Here is a 16494-nt window from a genome sequence, read left to right on the forward strand (position 1 = left end):
GGCCGTGGATGCCGGATGCCGTCGGATCCGGTCCTGGGCGCCAACGACCCGACTGAGGAGTACCGGTATGCCCGACAGAGAGTCGCCGCTCGGCGGTGCGACGACCGTGACCGCCGACAGCGGCCCACAGGACGAACGGACGCACGGCGTACGCGCCTCGCCGGACGAACGGATTCACCGCATACGCCGACGCCTGGAGAGACTCATCGGCGTCGCGGCGACCGAGGGCAACGCCGTACGCCCGCTGCGCAACGGGGACGAGATCTTCGCCGCGATGCTGGACGCGGTGGCCGGCGCCCGTCACACCGTCGACATGATGACCTTCGTCTACTGGCGGGGCGACATCGCGCGGCGCTTCGCCGAGGCCCTGTCCGACCGGGCGCGTGCGGGTGTACGGGTGAGGCTGCTGCTCGACGGTTTCGGCAGCCGCCTGATAGAGCGGGACCTGCTGGACCGGATGAGCGAAGCGGGAGTCGAGGTCGCCTGGTTCCGCAAGCCCCTCTACCTCTCGCCGCTCAAGCAGAACCACCGCTGCCACCGCAAGGTGCTCGTGATCGACGAGCAGACCGCCTTCACCGGAGGCGTCGGGATCGCCGAGGAATGGACCGGAGACGCGCGCAACTCCCGCGAGTGGCGGGACACGCACGTCGAGGTCCAAGGCCCCGCCGTGGACGGGATCGCCGCCGCCTTCGCCCAGAACTGGGCCGAATGCCATACGGAACTCTTCGACGAGCGGGACCGGTTCGTCGGCCACCGCCCGAGCGGGAACGCCATCGTGCAGGTGGTCCGCGGCTCGGCCAGTTTCGGCTGGCAGGACATGCAGACCCTGATGCGCGTGATCCTCGAATCCGCCGAGGAACGCATCCGGCTGGCGACCGCCTACTTCGCCCCCGACGACTACTTCATCGAGCTGCTCTGCGCCACGGCCCGCCGCGGCGTGGACGTCGAGATCCTGCTGCCCGGCCCTCACACGGACAAGCGGGTGTGCCAGCTGGCGGGACAGCACCGCTACGAGGCGCTGACCGCCTGCGGCGTGCGCATCCACCAGTACCAGCCGACCATGATGCACGCGAAGATCATCACCATGGACGGCGTGGTGTCCCTCATCGGCTCCACGAACTTCAACCGCCGCTCCCTCGACCACGACGAGGAGGTCATGCTCGCCGTCATGGACACCGAGTTCACCGCCTCCCTCGACGCGCACTATGACGAGGACCTCAAGGTCAGCGAGGTGATCCGCCCGGACCGCTGGAAGCGGCGCTCGCTGCTGCAGCGTGCTCGGGAGAGCGCGGTACTTCCCATCCGCCGCTACTTGTAGGCGGAGGCGGTCCCGGCGTTCGCCGGCGCCTCACCGGTCCGTTCCCCGTCCTGGGCGAGGACCGCGTTGAACTGCGCGCCGGCGAGCAGGGCCAGATTGCTGAACCACAGCCACACGAGGAACACGACGGCTCCCGCCAGGGAACCGTAGAGGCGGCTGTAGGTCCCGAACTGCGTGTAGACGGTGAAGAGCGCCGAAGCGCTGAGCCACAGGAAGGCCGCCAGCGCACCGCCCGGGAACCCCCGGCGTGTGCCGCGGGCCTGGGCGGGTCCGGTCCGGTAGAGGATGAGGATCAGCGCCGTGACGATCACCAGGAGCACGGGCCAGCGAAGTACGGCGATGGCGGCCGTGCTCGAGTGGCCGACGGCCGCGGCGAGCTGACGGGCCACGGGACCGGTCGCGACGAGCCCGGCGGCGCCCGCGACGAGCAGGCCCAGCAGCGCGCCGGCGGTGAGCACGAGGACGTGCGCGGCGCGCAGCGGCGGCCGCGTGTCGGGCAGCCTGTGCATCGCGTGCAGGGCGCGACGGAAGACCGCCAGGTAGCTGGAGGCCGACCACAGCGCGCTCAGGACCCCGCTGACGAGCAGGGCCCACAGGGAGGAGGGCGCCGAGGTGACGCCCTCCAGGGCCTCCCGGAGCACCTGGGCCGACTGCGGAGGGACGTAGGACGTGAGGTCGCGGATCAGATGCTCGCGGGTGTTGGTCCCGGCCAGTCCCACCAGGGAGACCGACACGAGCAGGGCGGGCACGAGGGCCAGCACCGCGTAGTAGGTGAGTGCCGCGGCGGAGTCCGCGACGTTGTCGTCCCAGAGGCGTACGGCGGTGGTCCGTAGGTGGGAGCGTCCCCGCCTCAGCGGTTCGACGAGCCGGTCTCCCGGAGTTCTGTGGTGCGTGCGGCGCATGGTCGATGTCACGGTGCCTTCCTGCCCGGTGTCACCGCTCTCATCCATCGGGGATCAGCCGGCGCCTCTCCGCAGGCGCACGCCTCGGTGTGACCCGGGCACCCGGGTCGGTGGAGGGGGCGCGGTCCGGCCCGCCGCGCGGCCGACCGGGCCGTAGCCCGCATCCGGGAAACCGCTACCGGGTGCCACGACCGACACCGCCGCCCCCCTCGTCGCCGTCCCGCACCGGCGCGGCCACGGTGCTCAGCCGCCAGGGGCGACTCCGCCGGCCGACGGCGTGGTCGCCCGCCAGGGCGCGGAGACCGGGATGGTCGGCATCGCCCGGTGATGCCCCAGGGACGCGGCGCGACGGCCCCGTTCCCGGCGGAGTGCGCCGGGAACGGGGCCGTCCCCTGGGCCGGGGACCCGCGTCACGCGGGAGGCCGCCGGGTCAGAACTGGAGCGACCAGGCGTTGACGTAGCCGGTGTCGTTGGTCCAGTTGTCGGTGGCGCGGAGCTTCCAGGTGCCGTTGGCCGACTCGCCGGAGGCGTTGACGGTGAAGGTGCCCTGGATGTTGTCGGCGCTGTCGTCGGAGTTGTAGTCCTTGAGGAGGAAGGCGGTGCCGTCGGGGGCGACGAGCTCCAGCCTCACGTCGCCGCGGTAGGTGTGGCGGACGTCGACGGTGACGGCGAGGTTCGAGGGGGCGTTGCCGGTGACTCCGGTGACCGCGAGGGGGGAGTCGACGGTGGCGTTGTCACGGATCTGGTAGTCGTCGGTGTTCTCGAACTTCTGGCCGGTGGGCGGCGGGGTGGTGCCGCCGGTGCCGGTGTAGAGGAGCTTGTTGGGCGAGCCGGCGCGGGCGTCGGTGACCTTGTCGGGCGTGGCGTCCGCGACCAGCCTGTCGCGGACCTGGGCCGGGGTCCAGGTCGGGTTCGCGGCGAGCAGCAGGGCGGCCGCGCCCGCGACGTGGGGGGAGGCCATGGAGGTGCCGCTCATCGTCTGGGAGGCGGTGTCACCGGAGTTGGACGTGGAGACGATGCTGTCGCCGGGGGCGAAGATGTCCAGGCAGGTGCCGTAGTTGGAGCCCTGCCCGTTGGACCAGCCGGAGGCCCGGGCGTCGCGGCTGTTGGTGGCGCCGACCGTGATCGCCGACGGCGTGGAGGACGGGGAGTAAGAGCACGAGTCGGCGTTGTTGTTGCCGGCAGCGACGACCCAGGTGACACCGGAGGCTATGGAGGCCGCGACCGCGTCGTTCACCGACTGGGTCTTTCCGCCGCCGATGCTCATGTTGGCCACGGCGGGCTTGACCGCGTTCTTGGTGACCCAGTCGATGCCCGCGAGGACCGGGGCCCAGGTGTCGCCCGAGGTGCCCTGGCAGTTCAGCACGCGGACGCCGATGAGCTTGACGCCCTTGGCGACGCCGTAGGAGCCGCCGCCGACGGTGCCCGCGACGTGGGTGCCGTGCCCCTGGCAGTCGGAGGCGTTGGAGTCGTTGTCGACGAAGTCGTAGCCGCTGACCGCGCGGTTGCCGAAATCGCGGTGGGTCATCCGGATGCCGGTGTCCACGATGTACGCGTTCACGTTGGAGGCGGTGGTCGCGTAGGTGTAGCTCGAGTCCACGGGAAGGCTGCGCTGGTCCACGCGGTCCAGGCCCCAGGAGGGCGGCGAGGGCTGGGTGTCGACCGCGTACGCCACGCCGTCGGCCTCCACGCGGGCCACGCTGGGCTCGGCGGCCAGTTCCTGGGCCTGGCTCTCCGTCATGCGGACGGCGAAGCCGCGCAGGGCGCTGGTGTAGGTGTAGCGCAGGCTGCCCGCGTGGCGCTCGGCCAGGGCGCGGGCGGAGTCGGGCACGTCGGCCGAGGTGACGGAGCCCTTGAAGGTGACGATGTAGGAGCCTTCGACCGCGCCGGGCCGGTCCGCGCCGACGATGCGGTTCTCCCCGCCGCCGGGCGGTGTGGGCGCGGCCGTGGCCGCGGCGGTCGCGGAGGCCAGGGCGAGCAGGGCGGCACTGGTACTGATGGCGAGCAGGCGCCGGAGGGCGCGAGCGTCGAACTCCATGACTGCTTCCTTCGTGGGAGGTGTCCGGACCGGGGTCGATGTCCGGAGGGCGGCATCCGTCCCGCCGGTGACTCCGGGCGCGCTCCATCAGGGGTGGGAGGGCGCGCCCGGAGGATGGCCGCCGGCCGGCCGAGACGGTGGTCCGGGTGCGGACCGTGACGATCCGTCGGCCGAAGGCGGTCGTACGGGCGCCACTGGTGGCGGCGCCGGGACGGCGGGACGGGGTGACGTGGCGTACGGAGCGGGCTCCGCGGCGCACGGATCCGGTCGCGCCGTACGGCTGCGTGGGGTGCTGCCGCCCCGTGCCTCCAGCGGTTGGGGACCGTGGTGGACGGGGACGGCGCGACCGGACCGCCCAGAGCTTCGGTCACCGGGGAGGAGGCCGGCAATGCGTAGCGCTACCCAAAGAGTGGGGACGGGACGTCGCCGCCCGTCGCCTGGCGGAGACCGCGCCGGGACGACGGAATTCCGTGGGTAGTCGCCCCCTATTGCGACGGCGGCCCCGCTGCCGGTAGACCACCCGTGGGTGGACCCACCTGCCCGGCGGACACCGCGGCCACGGCCGCGGCGCGACGCGTGGAGTCCGGTTCCCCGGGACCTCCACGACGTTTGACGGAGCCACCGGGTGGGTGGCCGGTGAAAGGCGGAGCCGTGGAGAGACGCCCCTTCGATGCGCCCCACGGCGAAGTACGGGCCGAGGGGGCCGGGTTCGTCGGCCGGCACGAGGAGGCGCGGCGACTCCGGGCGGCCCTGCTCGCGGGGCGCGGTGTCGTCGTCGTGCGCGGGGAGGCCGGGTCCGGGACGTCACGGCTCGTGGACGAGGTGCTCGGCGGGGCGGAGTTCGCGGAGTGGACGCACCTGCGCGGGAGGTGCCCGGACGGCGCGGAACCGCCGCCCCTCGAGGCGGTCGCCTCGGCCTTGGCCCAACTCCCGTACCGTCCCGGCCCGGCCGACCGGATGACACCGCTCACCGGAGTCGTGGGACTCGTCGTGCCCGAGCTGGCCGACCGCCTGCCGGACCCGCCCCCGTCGGCCTCCGACCCGGAGGTACGTCGGGGACTACTGCCCCGCGCGGTGACGACGCTGCTCGCCTCGCTCGGCGACACCGTGCTGGTCCTGGAGGAGGTCCACCGCGCCGACCCCGCGACGCTCCGGCTGCTCGACCGGCTGACGGACGACCTGCCCGCCGGGCTGCGGCTGGTCGTGACCGAGGACGCCGCCCCCGGGTTGCCGGTCCTCGGCGTCCGTACCCCGGCAGCGGGGCGATGCGAGGAGATCCGCGTACGGCCCTGGACACCGGAGGAGACGGAGCAGTACGTCCGCCGGTGGGCGGCGGGGTGCCCGCAGGTCCTGCCGGAGGAGCTGCCGGAGCTCGCGACACTCGTGCACGAACTGTCCGGCGGACTGCCCGGCGCCGCCGGCGCCCTCCTCGACGACGCCGGGGAGCTGCTCCCGGCCGGCGCGGAGGACGGCACGGCGGGGCCCGCAGCGCTTGCCGCCGTACGGGAGGCCGACGTGCCGGGGCGGGTGGCCCGGGAGTTCGCCCGGCGGTGCGCGCCGCTGGGGGAGGAGGCCCGGCGGATCGTCGAGGCGGCCGCGGTCCTCGGCCGGCCGGCCCCCGTCGGCGTCCTCGCCGAGGTGGCGGAGTGTCCGCCCGGGGCGGCCGAAACGGCCGTCGACGCGTGCGTACGGCGATCCGTGCTGCGCGCCGAGGGGGCATCGCTGTCCTTCCGGCATCCGCTGGACCGCCGGGCCGCGCTGGCGCGGGTCCCGGGGCCGCGGGCGGCGCGGCTCGGTCTGCGCGCGGCCCGCGTCCTCCACCGCGCGGGTGACGGGCCGGTGCCGCTGGTCGACCTCGCCCGGCTGTACACGGCCGCCGGACACGTCCGCGAGGGCCTGCGCTGCCTGGTGGTGGCCGCCGACCGGGCGGCGGCCACCGGCGACTACGCCACCGCCACCCGCCTGTACACCCGGGCCGTGGTCGAGGACCCCCGGGCCGAGGGCCGGGTGCGCGCCGCCGCGAAACTGGCCCGCACCGCCCAACTGGCAAGAGCGGGCGAGCAGGTGGTCGCCGCCGTGCGCACCGTCCTCGACGAGGACGACCCGCCGCCCCGGCTGCGCGGCGAGATCCGCCTGCACCTCAGCGTGGTCCTGCGCAACCAGACCGGCGGAGCGCTGGACAGCCTCGAAGAGGTCGCCCGCGCCATCCCCGACCTGGAGGCGTCCGATCCGCAGACCGCCGCACGGGCCATGGCGGTCGCCGCCATCCCCTCCATCCAGGGCTGGCCCGTCGACCGGCACCGGCACTGGCTGGACCGCGGCGAGACGCTCACGGGGCAGGTCACCGACCCGGTCGCCCGGGCCGCCATCGCCGCCAACCGGGCCACCGCTCTGATGCTCGTCGGCGATCCGCGCGCCTGGCACGCCGCGGAGGCGCTGCGCGGGCCTGCCGGATCCGCCATGGAGGCCGCGCACCACGCCCGGGGCTGGACCAACCTGGCGCACGCGGCCAGCGCGCTCGGACACGGCACGCGGGCGCGGGACTTCCTCGACCGGGCCGTCGCCGGTCTCGCCGACAGCAGCAGCCCGTACCTGGAAGGACTCGTCGGCACCGCCCGACTGGTCCTCGCCTGGCACGGCGGCCGCTGGGACGGTCTGCACGGCGCCGCCGACCGCACCACCCGGCTCTACCAGGAGATACCCGACCTGACCGCCGAGGCGATGCTGGTGCGCGGACTGACCTCGCTCCACGCGCTCGGCGACGTCCCCCGGGCCCGCCACGACCTCGCCGAGGCCGCCCGCACCGCCTGCTACGACACCGGCTTCATCCTCACGTCCTCGGCCGCCGCCACCGCCCGCGTCCACCTGGAGGCGGGCCGCCCCGGGCAGGCGTGCGAGGCCGTGGAGGACGTGCTGCGCCGGATCGAACGGACCCGGGGCTGGATGTGGGGGAGCGAAGTCCTGCCCGTCGCGGTGGAGGCCCTCCACGGCGACGGCCGCACGGCGCGGGCCCGGCGGCTCGTCGCCGACTTCGCCGCGGGCTCCGCGGACGCCGACGCGCCCGCCGCCCGCGCGGCGCTCACCGTGTGCCGCGCCCTGCTCGCGGAGGCCGCCGGCCGCCCCGACGACGCCGTCGCCCTGCTGACGGACGCGGAGGAGCGGTGGCGCCTGCTCGACCGCCCGCTCGACGCCGCCCGCGCCGCGGAGGCCCGCGGGCGGTGTCTGCTCGACCTGCACGGAGAGGCCGCGGCCCAGGGGGTCCAGGACGTCGTCGAGGTCTACCGGCACCTGGGCGCCCGCTGGGACGTGGCGCGTTGCCAACGGCTGCTGCGCCGCCACGCCATCGTCACCACCCACCGCCGGGGCCGCCTCGGCTACGGCGACCGGCTGTCCCCGCGCGAGGAGGAGGTGGCCCGACTCGTCGTCCAGGGCCGCGCCAACCGGGACATCGCCGAGAGCCTGGTGCTGTCCACCCGCACCGTGGAGCACCACGTGGCCCGCATCATGCGGAAGCAGCACGCCGCGTCGAGGGGCGACATCGCCCTGCCGTGAGGGAGGAGGCCGCCTCGGACCGGGGCACCCGCGCGACCGGGCCGTCCCCACCGTCAAGAGATCGGCACCCGGTGGCGCCGCGTCACGCCGGGCCGTCAGGCTCCGCTGGTCCTGGCCCATCGGCGGTGCGGCGACACCTATGCCCGGCTCGCCACGGGGTTCGGCATCGGGATCGCGACGGTCTGGCGCTACGTCCGCGAGGCGATAGAGGCCCTGGGCGCACCGGCTCCCCGCCTGGCCGAGGCGATGCGGACCGCCAGCCGCCAACGCCTGCGCGCGGAATCGGCGATCGCCGACGCGGAGGACCTCGTCCGGTACCTGCACGGCGGTCCGCGCACCGCGACGGAACGCGTGAACGGTGTGCCGGCGAGCGCGACATGGCGGCGCACGCCGCGCTCGTCGTCGTGGGATCACGCGGTCTCGGCAGAGCGGCCGAGATGATCAGCGAGAGCTCCGTGGCCTTCCCCCTCACGGCGCGGGCCTCGCGCGCCACCTGCCGGAGGAGGGCGCGGGCCGTTTCTTCGAGGAGACCGCCGCTGACAGCACCCGGGCTGCGGCGCCATGGGCCGGTCGGTCCCCTCCCGACCCGCCCCGTTCGGCCCGGCGGAGAGACCCCTTGGACACTGCGCCACGCGACCTGGTGGGTGGAAGAGTGGGTGACGGAGCCGGACCGGGCTCCGCGCCCCGATCCGCCGCCTGACCGTACGTACCCGGGTCCACGGCGACCGCCTTGGGCCCCGCAACGAGGAGCAGAGCAATGGCCGGAGGCAAGGTGGAACGCAGGCACAGCCTCTTTCCCGACTTCAACGACTGGTTCGACCGCGAGTTCCCCGGACTGCCCGGCTGGCGCCCCGCGACGGCCGCCCACTCCATCCCTGTCGAGATGACCAGCGGCGCCGGCGCCTACGTGCTGCGAGCCGAGCTGCCGGGCATGGACCCCGACGACATCGCCATCACCGTCGACGACAACCTCCTCACGGTGGGCGCGGAGCACAGCGAGGGCAAGGAGGACAAGGAGCACTCGGAGTTCCGCTACGGCTCCTTCCGAAGGACCGTGCGCCTCCCGGCCCCCATCCCCGCCGACGATGTCGACGCGTCGTACGCGGACGGGGTCCTCACGGTCCGCATCCCGATGCCCGACGAGGAGGACACGACGTCGGTCCGGACCATTCCGGTGAAGCGGGCCGGAGAATCGGCCGGGGGCGCGGAAGCATGAACGGCAAGCGTGTCCTGGTCGCCTACGGCAGCAAATCAGGCGCGACCGCCGGAATCGCGGAAGAGATCGGCCGGACGCTCCGTGACGAAGGCTTCGACGCCGTCGTCCTGCCCGCCGACACCGTCACCGACGTCAGCGGCTACGACGGAGTCGTCCTCGGCGGAGCCCTCTACGCCGGGCACTGGACCGGCAAGGCCCGAAGGTGTGCCCGGCGCAACGCCGAACAGCTCAGGCGTCGGCCTCTGTGGCTCTTCAGCAGCGGCCCTCTCGACAGTTCCGCGGACCGGCACGACATCCCGCCCGTACGGGGAGTCGCCCGGCGGATGAAGAAGCTCGGTGCCCGTGAGCACATGACCTTCGGTGGCGCCGTGACGGCCGAGACGTCGGACCCGGTCGCCCGGCACATGGTGGCCCGGGGAAAGGGCGGCGACTTCCGCAATCCGGAACGCATCCGGACATGGGCCCACCACATCGGAACGGAACTCGAGGCCAGCCCCTGAACCTGGCCTCTGGAAGGTCGGCGAGACCACCACCGGGCCCGCGCAGGTCCCCTCCGCCACCAGCCGGTACGGCACGAAGCCGCAGGCCGTCGCACCGGCGATGTGGGAACAGCCCGAGAACGTCCGCCGGTCCGGGACCATCCACGTCCCGCCCCGGACACCGGAGGGACGCGCCGTGACGCTCTGGGTGGACGACGCGGGGTCACCCGCCCGGCCTCCCGGCAGCGCCGCCGGCCGCGCGGACCGAAGGTCAGTGGCTGGCGGCCTGGGAACGCGAGTCGGAGCAGGCGGAGCCCGTCTGGTCAGGCCGGCTCCGCCGGGACAGCGGTACGGGAGACGGCGATGGCTGACCGTGCCGGCCCGCACCACGCCCCCTCGCGGCCGTTTCGGTGCCGGTCACCTGGGACCAGCTTCGAAGGCGCGGTTGACCCGTGTCATGCCCCGGATGTCATGCCCCGGACCGGGCGGACACGGCTACGTCCGGCCGTGGGCGGTGAGCTCGCACCGTACGTCCACCACTCCCTCGACAGCGCGCGCGAGGCGGGCCGCGAGCGGGATGAGCGCGCTGTCGCGGACCTCGCCGGACAGCGTCACGACTCCGGCGTCGACGCGGACGTCGACCCGGTGCCGAGGCAGCGGGAACAGGTGCTCGACGACGTCGCGGCGCACTTCGGCGGCGAGATCCTCGTCCGGGCGGAGGAACACCTTGAGGAGGTCGGACCGGCTCACGATGCCCTGGACGGCGCCGCTCGCGTCGACGACCGGCAGCCGCTTCACGCGACGGGCGGCCATGAGGCGGGCGGCCCTGGGCAGGGACGCCTCGGGAGCGACGGTGACCGCGGGCGACGTCATCAGGTCCTGGGCCCGGCGAGAGCCCGCCTTGGCCGTGGCGTCGAGCCGTCGCATCTGCTCGACGAGGCCGAGGCGGTGGTCGTGGAACTCCTCCTTGAGGAGCAGATCGGCCTCGGAGACCACCCCGACGACGCGGCCCTCGCCCTCGATGACCGGAACGGCCGTCACCTTCCACTGCTCCATGGCGGCGACGATCTCCTTGAAATCGGCTCCGGGCTGGACGGCGACGACCTTCCTGGTCATCACGTCGGCGACGGTGAACGGGTGCGGTGTCATCGCTCTCTCCTTGTCTGAGGGACCGAGGGGACCGGTTCAGCGGACCAGGACGGCCTCGCCGGAGCGGGGCACGACGGCCGTCCAGCCCAGTTCGCGGTCGATGCGATCGCGCAGCGCCTCGGAGGCTGTCGGTTCGCCGTGGACGAGGTAGGTGGTGTGCGGGGGAGGAGCGGCGCGCAGCCAGTCCACGATCTGTCCCGCGTCGGCGTGGGCCGAGAAGTGGGGCACGTCGGCGACCTCGGCGCGTACGGGCACGTACTCGCCGAACATCTTCAGCGTCCGGACCCCGTCCACGAGGTCCCGGGCCCGGGTCCCCGCCGCGGCGAAGCCGACCACGACCACGGCGTTGCGCGGATCGGGAAGAAGGCGGTGCAGGTGGTGCAGGACCCGGCCGCCGGTGGCCATGCCGGCCGCGGAGACGATCACGGCGGGCCCGTGCGTGCTGTTGATGTCGATGGACTCCTGCACCGTGCGTGCCGCGAGGAACGGCTCCGGGCTCAGTGCCCTCTCGCCCCGTGCAAGGATCTCCGGCCGCAGCTCGGCGGAGCGCTCGCGCACGGCGTCCCGGTAGACGTCCAGGGCGGCGAGGGCCATGGGGCTGTCCACGTACACGGGTACCGACCGGCCCAGGACGCCTGTGTCGCGCAGGCGGCCCAGTTCGTGCAGGACGACCTCGGTCCGGTCGATCGCGAAGGCCGGGATGACGACGGTGCCGTTCCGTGCGAGGGTGCGGGCGATGACGGAGGCGAACTCCGACCGGGCGGACTCCTGGTCGTGGTGGCGGTCGCCGTAGGTGGACTCCATGAGGAGCACGTCCGCGCCCGAGAACGGCTCCGGCGGCAGCAGCAGCGGATGACCCGGGCGGCCCAGGTCACCGGAGGCGGCCAGAGTGCGGCCGTTCTCAAGGGTCAGGTGGGCCCATGCCGAGCCGAGGATGTGTCCGCCGTGGTGGAGTGTGAGCCGGGTGCCGGCCATGATCTCCACGGTCTCGCCGACGGCCACGGGGTCGAAGAACGCCAGGGTCCTCTCGACGTCCGAATCGTCGTAGAGCGGCTTGGCCGGGCGGTGCTTGGACCAGCCGTGTGCGTTGGCGTGTCGGGCGGCCTCCATCTGGAGCCGGGCGCTGTCGCGCAGCACGATCCCGGCGAGCCGCGCGGTGTGGGCGGTGGTCAGGATCGGGCCCCGGAATCCCTGCCGCACCAGGCGGGGCAGATAGCCGCAGTGGTCCAGGTGCGCATGGGTGACGACCACGGCGTCGACGTCCGCGGCGTCGCGGGCGAACCGCTCCCAGTTGCGGTGCCGCAGCTTCGCGAAACCCTGGAAGAGACCGCAGTCGAGGAGGATCCGAGCATGGTCGCTCTCGACCAGGAACTTGCTGCCGGTGACCGTCCCCACGCCACCCAGGAAACTGAGCAGCGCCGGACGCGGGGCTGCGGGAGCGGGATTCGGGGCTGCCTCGGACATGGCCGTCCCTCCTTCGGAACGTGTACCTGCTTCCAGCCTCGCATCGGGACCCGGGCAGCCCCGAGAGTCCTCACGGGCACATCGGTGGGCCGACCGGCCCATGCCTCGCCCTGTCTCCCGGACGGAACCTGAAGGACGAGACCGCGGTGAAGTACGACAAGGAAGTGGGTGGGCGCCATGAAGGCACTCGTCTTCCAGGGCCCGGGCCAGATCGCCTGGCAGGACGTGCGCGACCCGGTCGTTCGGGATCCGGCCGACGCGATCGTGCGGGTCGACGCCGTCACCATCTGCGGCACGGATCTTCACATTCTGAGGGGCGACGTCCCTGAGGTGACGCCCGGCCGGGTCCTCGGACACGAGGCCGTCGGCACGGTGGTGGAGACCGGGGGCGACGTGCGCACGGTCCGGCCGGGCGATCGCGTCCTGGTCTCCTGCATCACGGCGTGCGGAAGGTGCCGTTTCTGCCGTGAGGGCCGCTACGGACAGTGCCGCGGCGGAGGCGGCTGGATCCTCGGCCACACCGTCGACGGAACACAGGCCGAGTACGTCCGTGTCCCCTTCGCCGACCTCTCCGTCCACCCGCTGCCCGACTCGATCGACAGCTCCGACGCCGTCCTCCTCGCCGACATCTTCCCCACCTCCTACGAGGTCGGCGTGCTGAACGGAGCGGTGAGCCCCGCCGACACGGTGGTCGTGGTCGGCGCGGGCCCCATCGGTCTCGCCGCCATCGTCACCGCCGGGTTCTACAGCCCCGGACGGGTGGTCGCCGTCGACCTGGCCGAGTCGCGGCTGGCCGCCGCGCGTGCCCTCGGCGCCGATGCCACCGTGAACGCGAAGGAAGGCCCCGAGCAGCTCGTCGCCGATCTGACGGACGGGCTCGGCGCCGACGTCGTCATGGAGGCCGTCGGTGCCCCGGAGGCCTTCGAGACGTGCACGCGGATGGTCCGACCAGGGGGCAGGGTCGCCAACATCGGAGTCCACGGCAAGCCCGCCGCTCTCCACCTCGAAGACCTGTGGATCAAGGACGTCACGATCACCACCGGCCTCGTGGACACCTCGTCCACACCCATGCTGCTGAGCATGATGGCCGCGGGGCGCCTGCCGTCCGCGGCACTGCTCACCCACCGGTTCGCACTGGGGGAGATGGAGGAGGCGTACGACGTGTTCGGCCGCGCGGCGGACACGGGTGCCCTCAAAGTCGTCCTCGGGGGCGCGTGAGGCCCCGATGACCGGTTCCCGGCACAGCCCGCCGCGTGCACTCGTCCTGGACACGGACGGGGTGCTCCTCGACTCGGCCGGCCTTCACGCGGCGGCCTGGAAGACGGCGCTGGACGCCTGCCTGGAGGCCGGCGGCGAGCAACCGCCCTTCGACGCCGACGACGAGTACCGCCGGTTCGTCGACGGAAGACCCCGATACGACGGGGCGGCGGCCTTCCTCGCCGCCCGGGGCCTCGGACTCCCGGCCGGAACGCCCCGTGACCCGCCCGGCAACGCGACCATCTGGTCGGTCGCGGCCCACAAGGAGCGGGCGTTCGCCGAACTCCTGCGCACGGACGGCGTCACGGCCTTCGCCGACGTACGGCCCGCCCTCACGGCTCTGCGCGGGGCGGGGGTGCCGTGCGCTGCGGTCTCCGCCTCGCGGCACGCCCGGCCACTGATCCGTGCCGCGGGTATCGCCCGGCTCCTCTGCGTCATCGTGGACGGCGAGGACGCCGCCAGGCTCGGCCTCCCCGGCAAGCCGGATCCCGCCCTCTTCCTGAGAGCGGCCGCCCTTCTGAGCAGCCGCCCGCAGGAGACGGCGGTCATCGAGGACGCGCTCGCCGGGGTCGTGGCGGCACGCCGCGGCGGCTTCGGACTGGTGGCCGGCGTGGACCGCACCCCACTGCGAAGCACCACCGCCGCCCTGCGGGAGCAGGGGGCCGACCTCGTGGTTCCGGATCTCACGACGCTGTTCCGGAGCGTGTGGGGCGGGACCGTATGACCACCGACTGGAAGTGGAGGTACGACCGCTACGTCCCGGCACGCGAGCCACTGGTCGAAGCCCTCTGCACGCTCGGCAACGGGCGTTTCGCGACCCGGGGTTCCGCCCCCGAGTGCACTGCCGGGGGTGCGCACTACCCGGGCACCTATCTGGCCGGCTGTTACGACCGGCGCACCTCGGTCGTCGTGGGCGAGCGGGTCGACAACGAGGACCTCGTCAACCTTCCGAACTGGACGCTGCTGCGCTACCGCTGCCTCCCGGACGACGGGCCGCCGGGCGAGTGGCTCACGCCCGACGCCGGCGACCTGCGCCACTACGACGTGCACCTGGACCTGCGTGCGGGGGTCCTCACCCGACGTCTCTTCTTCGAGGATGCTCGCGGGCGGGGCCTGCGCGTCAGCCACACCCGTCTCGTCCACATGGGAGAACCCGGGCTGGCGGCCCAGTGCACCCACTTCCGTGCCTACGGGTGGAGCGGCGCCGTCGAGGTGCGGTCCCGGCTCGACGGCGGCGTCACCAACGCCGGAGTCGAGCGCTACCGGCATCTGGACGGGCGCCATCTCACCGGCCACAGGACCGGATTCGAGGCCGACGGCGTCGCCTGGATCTCCTGCCGTACGGTCGACCCGGGCGTCCGGATCGCCATGGCCGTGCGCACGGTCACCCGGCCCGCTCGGCACGCGCGGGAAGCGGCCACTCCGACCGGCACCGAGCAGACGTACCACCTGCCCCTCGCTCCGCACCGCTCGGTGACGGTCGTGAAGACCCTGGCGCTGCGCACATCGATGGACTGGCCCGCCGCCGAACCGCTCCGAGCGGTCACCGACCTGATCGCCCGCGCTTCCGCCTTCCCCCGACTGCTCTCCGCCCACAAGGCCGCCTGGCACCGTGTCTGGGAGGAGGGGGAGCTCCATGTGCCCGGTGAGTCGGGCCGCATCCTGCGGCTGCACGTGTTCCACCTGCTGCAGACACTGTCCCCGCACACGGCGGAACTCGACGTGGGCGTGCCCGCGCGCGGACTGCACGGCGAGGCGTACCGCGGACATGTCTTCTGGGACGAGCTCTTCGTCCTGCCCTACCTGAACCTCCACTTCCCCGAAGTGGCCCGGGCGCTGCTCATGTACCGGCACAGACGGCTGCCTGCCGCCCGCGAGGCGGCACGTCTCGCCGGTCGAGGAGGGGCCATGTTTCCCTGGCAGAGCGCGAGTTCGGGGCAGGAGGAGACTCAGGAGCTGCACCTCAATCCGCGCTCAGGACGGTGGTCGGCCGACCATTCCCGACTGCAGCGGCATGTGGGCTCCGCCGTGGCTCTCAACGTCTGGCGGTACGCGCAGGCCACCGGTGACCGAGGATTCCTCCACTCCGCCGGCGCGGAGATCCTCCTCGAGGTGGCCCGCTTCTGGTCCGCGGCCGCCACGTTCGATCCGGCGCTCGGACGCTACCGGATCCGCGGGGTCGTGGGGCCGGACGAGTACCACGACGCCTATCCCGGTGCCACGACGCCGGGGATCGACGACAACGCGTACACCAACGTGACGGCCGCGTGGGTACTCACCCGCGGCCTCGCCCTGCTCGGCGAGCTACCCGCCGCCCGACGCTCCGAACTGACGGAGCAACTGTCGGTGGACGACGGTGAACTCGCCCGCTGGGAGGACGTCTCCCGCCGTCTGTACGTGCCGTTCCATCACGGCGTGGTGAGCCAGTTCGAGGGGTACGGAGACCTGGCGGAACTCGACTGGGAGGCGTACCGGGCCCGTTACGGCGACATCCGCAGGCTCGACCGGATCCTGGAGGCCGAGGACGACACGGTCAACCGCTACCAGGCGTCGAAGCAGGCCGACACCCTCATGCTCGGGTACCTCTTCCGGCCCGACGAGCTGTACGGACTGTTCGCTCGGCTCGGCTACCGGCTGGACGACGCGACGTGGCGTGCGACCGTCTCGTACCACCTGCGGCGCACCAGCCACGGATCGACGCTGAGCAGTCTCGTCCACGGGTGGGTACTCGCCCGGCAGAAGGGCGCCGACGCCTGGCGGTACTGCGAGGAGGCCCTCCTCGCCGACGTGGCCGACGTCCAGGGCGGAACGACGGGCGAGGGGATTCATCTCGGTGCGATGGCGGGCACGATCGACCTCGTCGAACGCGGGATCACCGGCCTGGAAACGGGACCGGAAGGGCTTCGGGTGGCTCCGGTGGCGCTCGCGGAGATCCCACGGTTCACCTTCACGCTGTGCTGCGGCCGTCATCGAGGGGTACGCCTGCGGATACTTCCCGGACGGCTGGCAGTTCGGGTTCCGTCCTCGCTCGATGGCCCGCTCGCCGTCGCGCTCCCCGGCGGACGGCGGGTGACCGTCGCACCCGGACGGGAACGCTGGTTCCGTCTGTGAGGGACGGT

Annotated in this window: 11 protein-coding genes and 1 pseudogene; 8 read left to right on the forward strand and 4 right to left on the reverse strand. The window is 73.2% G+C overall.

Going from position 1 to position 16494, the window contains the following annotated elements; genetic code table 11:
- Window positions 1-67 precede the first annotated feature (67 nt).
- Window positions 68-1318 (forward strand): phospholipase D-like domain-containing protein, encoded by a 1251-nt coding sequence (locus OG392_RS32200; RefSeq protein ID WP_329285307.1) that lies wholly within the window; start codon window positions 68-70, stop codon window positions 1316-1318.
- Here the strand turns inward: OG392_RS32200 and OG392_RS32205 are convergent.
- Both OG392_RS32205 and OG392_RS32210 read right to left on the reverse strand, forming a co-directional pair.
- Window positions 1309-2232: a YihY/virulence factor BrkB family protein gene (locus OG392_RS32205; RefSeq protein ID WP_329285308.1), complete on the reverse strand. Its 924-nt coding sequence runs from the start codon at window positions 2230-2232 to the stop codon at window positions 1309-1311. The genes OG392_RS32200 and OG392_RS32205 overlap by 10 nt on opposite strands.
- 418 nt (window positions 2233-2650) lie before the next feature.
- Complete coding sequence (locus OG392_RS32210; protein WP_329285309.1) at window positions 2651-4258, reverse strand: S8 family peptidase; 1608 nt, start codon at window positions 4256-4258, stop codon at window positions 2651-2653.
- A 651-nt stretch (window positions 4259-4909) separates the two neighbouring features.
- Between OG392_RS32210 and OG392_RS32215 the strand changes: the two genes are divergently transcribed.
- From OG392_RS32215 to OG392_RS32230, 4 genes and pseudogenes are all read left to right on the forward strand, one after another.
- Window positions 4910-7810, forward strand: coding sequence for an AAA family ATPase (locus OG392_RS32215; RefSeq protein ID WP_329285312.1), 2901 nt, complete (start codon window positions 4910-4912; stop codon window positions 7808-7810).
- 42 nt (window positions 7811-7852) lie between these two features.
- A pseudogene (locus tag OG392_RS32220) lies at window positions 7853-8074 on the forward strand (helix-turn-helix domain-containing protein); the annotation flags it as partial.
- Window positions 8075-8567: 493 nt separating this feature from the next.
- On the forward strand, window positions 8568-9026 hold the full coding sequence (locus OG392_RS32225) for an Hsp20/alpha crystallin family protein (RefSeq protein WP_329285315.1): 459 nt from the start codon (window positions 8568-8570) through the stop codon (window positions 9024-9026).
- Window positions 9023-9526 carry a flavodoxin domain-containing protein gene (locus tag OG392_RS32230; protein WP_329285317.1) on the forward strand — a complete coding sequence of 168 codons (504 nt, stop codon included), beginning with the start codon at window positions 9023-9025 and terminating at the stop codon, window positions 9524-9526. The genes OG392_RS32225 and OG392_RS32230 overlap by 4 nt, the downstream gene beginning before the upstream one ends.
- 474 nt (window positions 9527-10000) lie before the next feature.
- Here the strand turns inward: OG392_RS32230 and OG392_RS32235 are convergent, their stop codons facing one another.
- Both OG392_RS32235 and OG392_RS32240 read right to left on the reverse strand, forming a co-directional pair.
- The gene (locus tag OG392_RS32235) at window positions 10001-10654 is read right to left on the reverse strand and encodes a CBS domain-containing protein (RefSeq protein ID WP_329285319.1); all 654 of its coding nucleotides are present in this window, start codon (window positions 10652-10654) and stop codon (window positions 10001-10003) included.
- 36 nt (window positions 10655-10690) lie between these two features.
- Window positions 10691-12118: an MBL fold metallo-hydrolase gene (locus tag OG392_RS32240; RefSeq protein WP_329285322.1), complete on the reverse strand. Its 1428-nt coding sequence runs from the start codon at window positions 12116-12118 to the stop codon at window positions 10691-10693.
- A 177-nt stretch (window positions 12119-12295) separates the two neighbouring features.
- Between OG392_RS32240 and OG392_RS32245 the strand changes: the two genes are divergently transcribed.
- The 3 genes from OG392_RS32245 to OG392_RS32255 are packed head-to-tail and all read left to right on the forward strand — an operon-like array spanning window position 12296 to window position 16486.
- Window positions 12296-13336, forward strand: a complete 1041-nt coding sequence (locus tag OG392_RS32245) for an alcohol dehydrogenase catalytic domain-containing protein (RefSeq protein ID WP_329285324.1) — start codon at window positions 12296-12298, stop codon at window positions 13334-13336.
- A 7-nt stretch (window positions 13337-13343) separates the two neighbouring features.
- Window positions 13344-14099, forward strand: a complete 756-nt coding sequence (locus tag OG392_RS32250; protein ID WP_329285326.1) for an HAD family hydrolase — start codon at window positions 13344-13346, stop codon at window positions 14097-14099.
- Window positions 14096-16486 (forward strand): glycoside hydrolase family 65 protein, encoded by a 2391-nt coding sequence (locus tag OG392_RS32255; RefSeq protein WP_329285328.1) that lies wholly within the window; start codon window positions 14096-14098, stop codon window positions 16484-16486. Before OG392_RS32250 ends, OG392_RS32255 begins: the two co-directional genes overlap by 4 nt.
- Window positions 16487-16494 lie beyond the last annotated feature (8 nt).

It is taken from the genome of Streptomyces sp. NBC_00691, from assembly GCF_036226665.1.
Lineage (GTDB): Bacteria > Actinomycetota > Actinomycetes > Streptomycetales > Streptomycetaceae > Streptomyces.

Excerpts from the sequence above, each read along its gene's own strand:
- OG392_RS32255 (WP_329285328.1), top strand. The coding sequence starts at position 14,096 with ATGACCACCGACTGGAAGTGGAGGTACGACCGCTACGTCCCGGCACGC.
- OG392_RS32240 (WP_329285322.1), bottom strand. The coding sequence starts at position 12,118 with ATGTCCGAGGCAGCCCCGAATCCCGCTCCCGCAGCCCCGCGTCCGGCG.
- OG392_RS32200 (WP_329285307.1), top strand. The coding sequence starts at position 68 with ATGCCCGACAGAGAGTCGCCGCTCGGCGGTGCGACGACCGTGACCGCC.
- OG392_RS32210 (WP_329285309.1), bottom strand. The coding sequence starts at position 4,258 with ATGGAGTTCGACGCTCGCGCCCTCCGGCGCCTGCTCGCCATCAGTACC.
- OG392_RS32225 (WP_329285315.1), top strand. The coding sequence starts at position 8,568 with ATGGCCGGAGGCAAGGTGGAACGCAGGCACAGCCTCTTTCCCGACTTC.
- OG392_RS32245 (WP_329285324.1), top strand. The coding sequence starts at position 12,296 with ATGAAGGCACTCGTCTTCCAGGGCCCGGGCCAGATCGCCTGGCAGGAC.
- OG392_RS32235 (WP_329285319.1), bottom strand. The coding sequence starts at position 10,654 with ATGACACCGCACCCGTTCACCGTCGCCGACGTGATGACCAGGAAGGTC.
- OG392_RS32250 (WP_329285326.1), top strand. The coding sequence starts at position 13,344 with ATGACCGGTTCCCGGCACAGCCCGCCGCGTGCACTCGTCCTGGACACG.
- OG392_RS32230 (WP_329285317.1), top strand. The coding sequence starts at position 9,023 with ATGAACGGCAAGCGTGTCCTGGTCGCCTACGGCAGCAAATCAGGCGCG.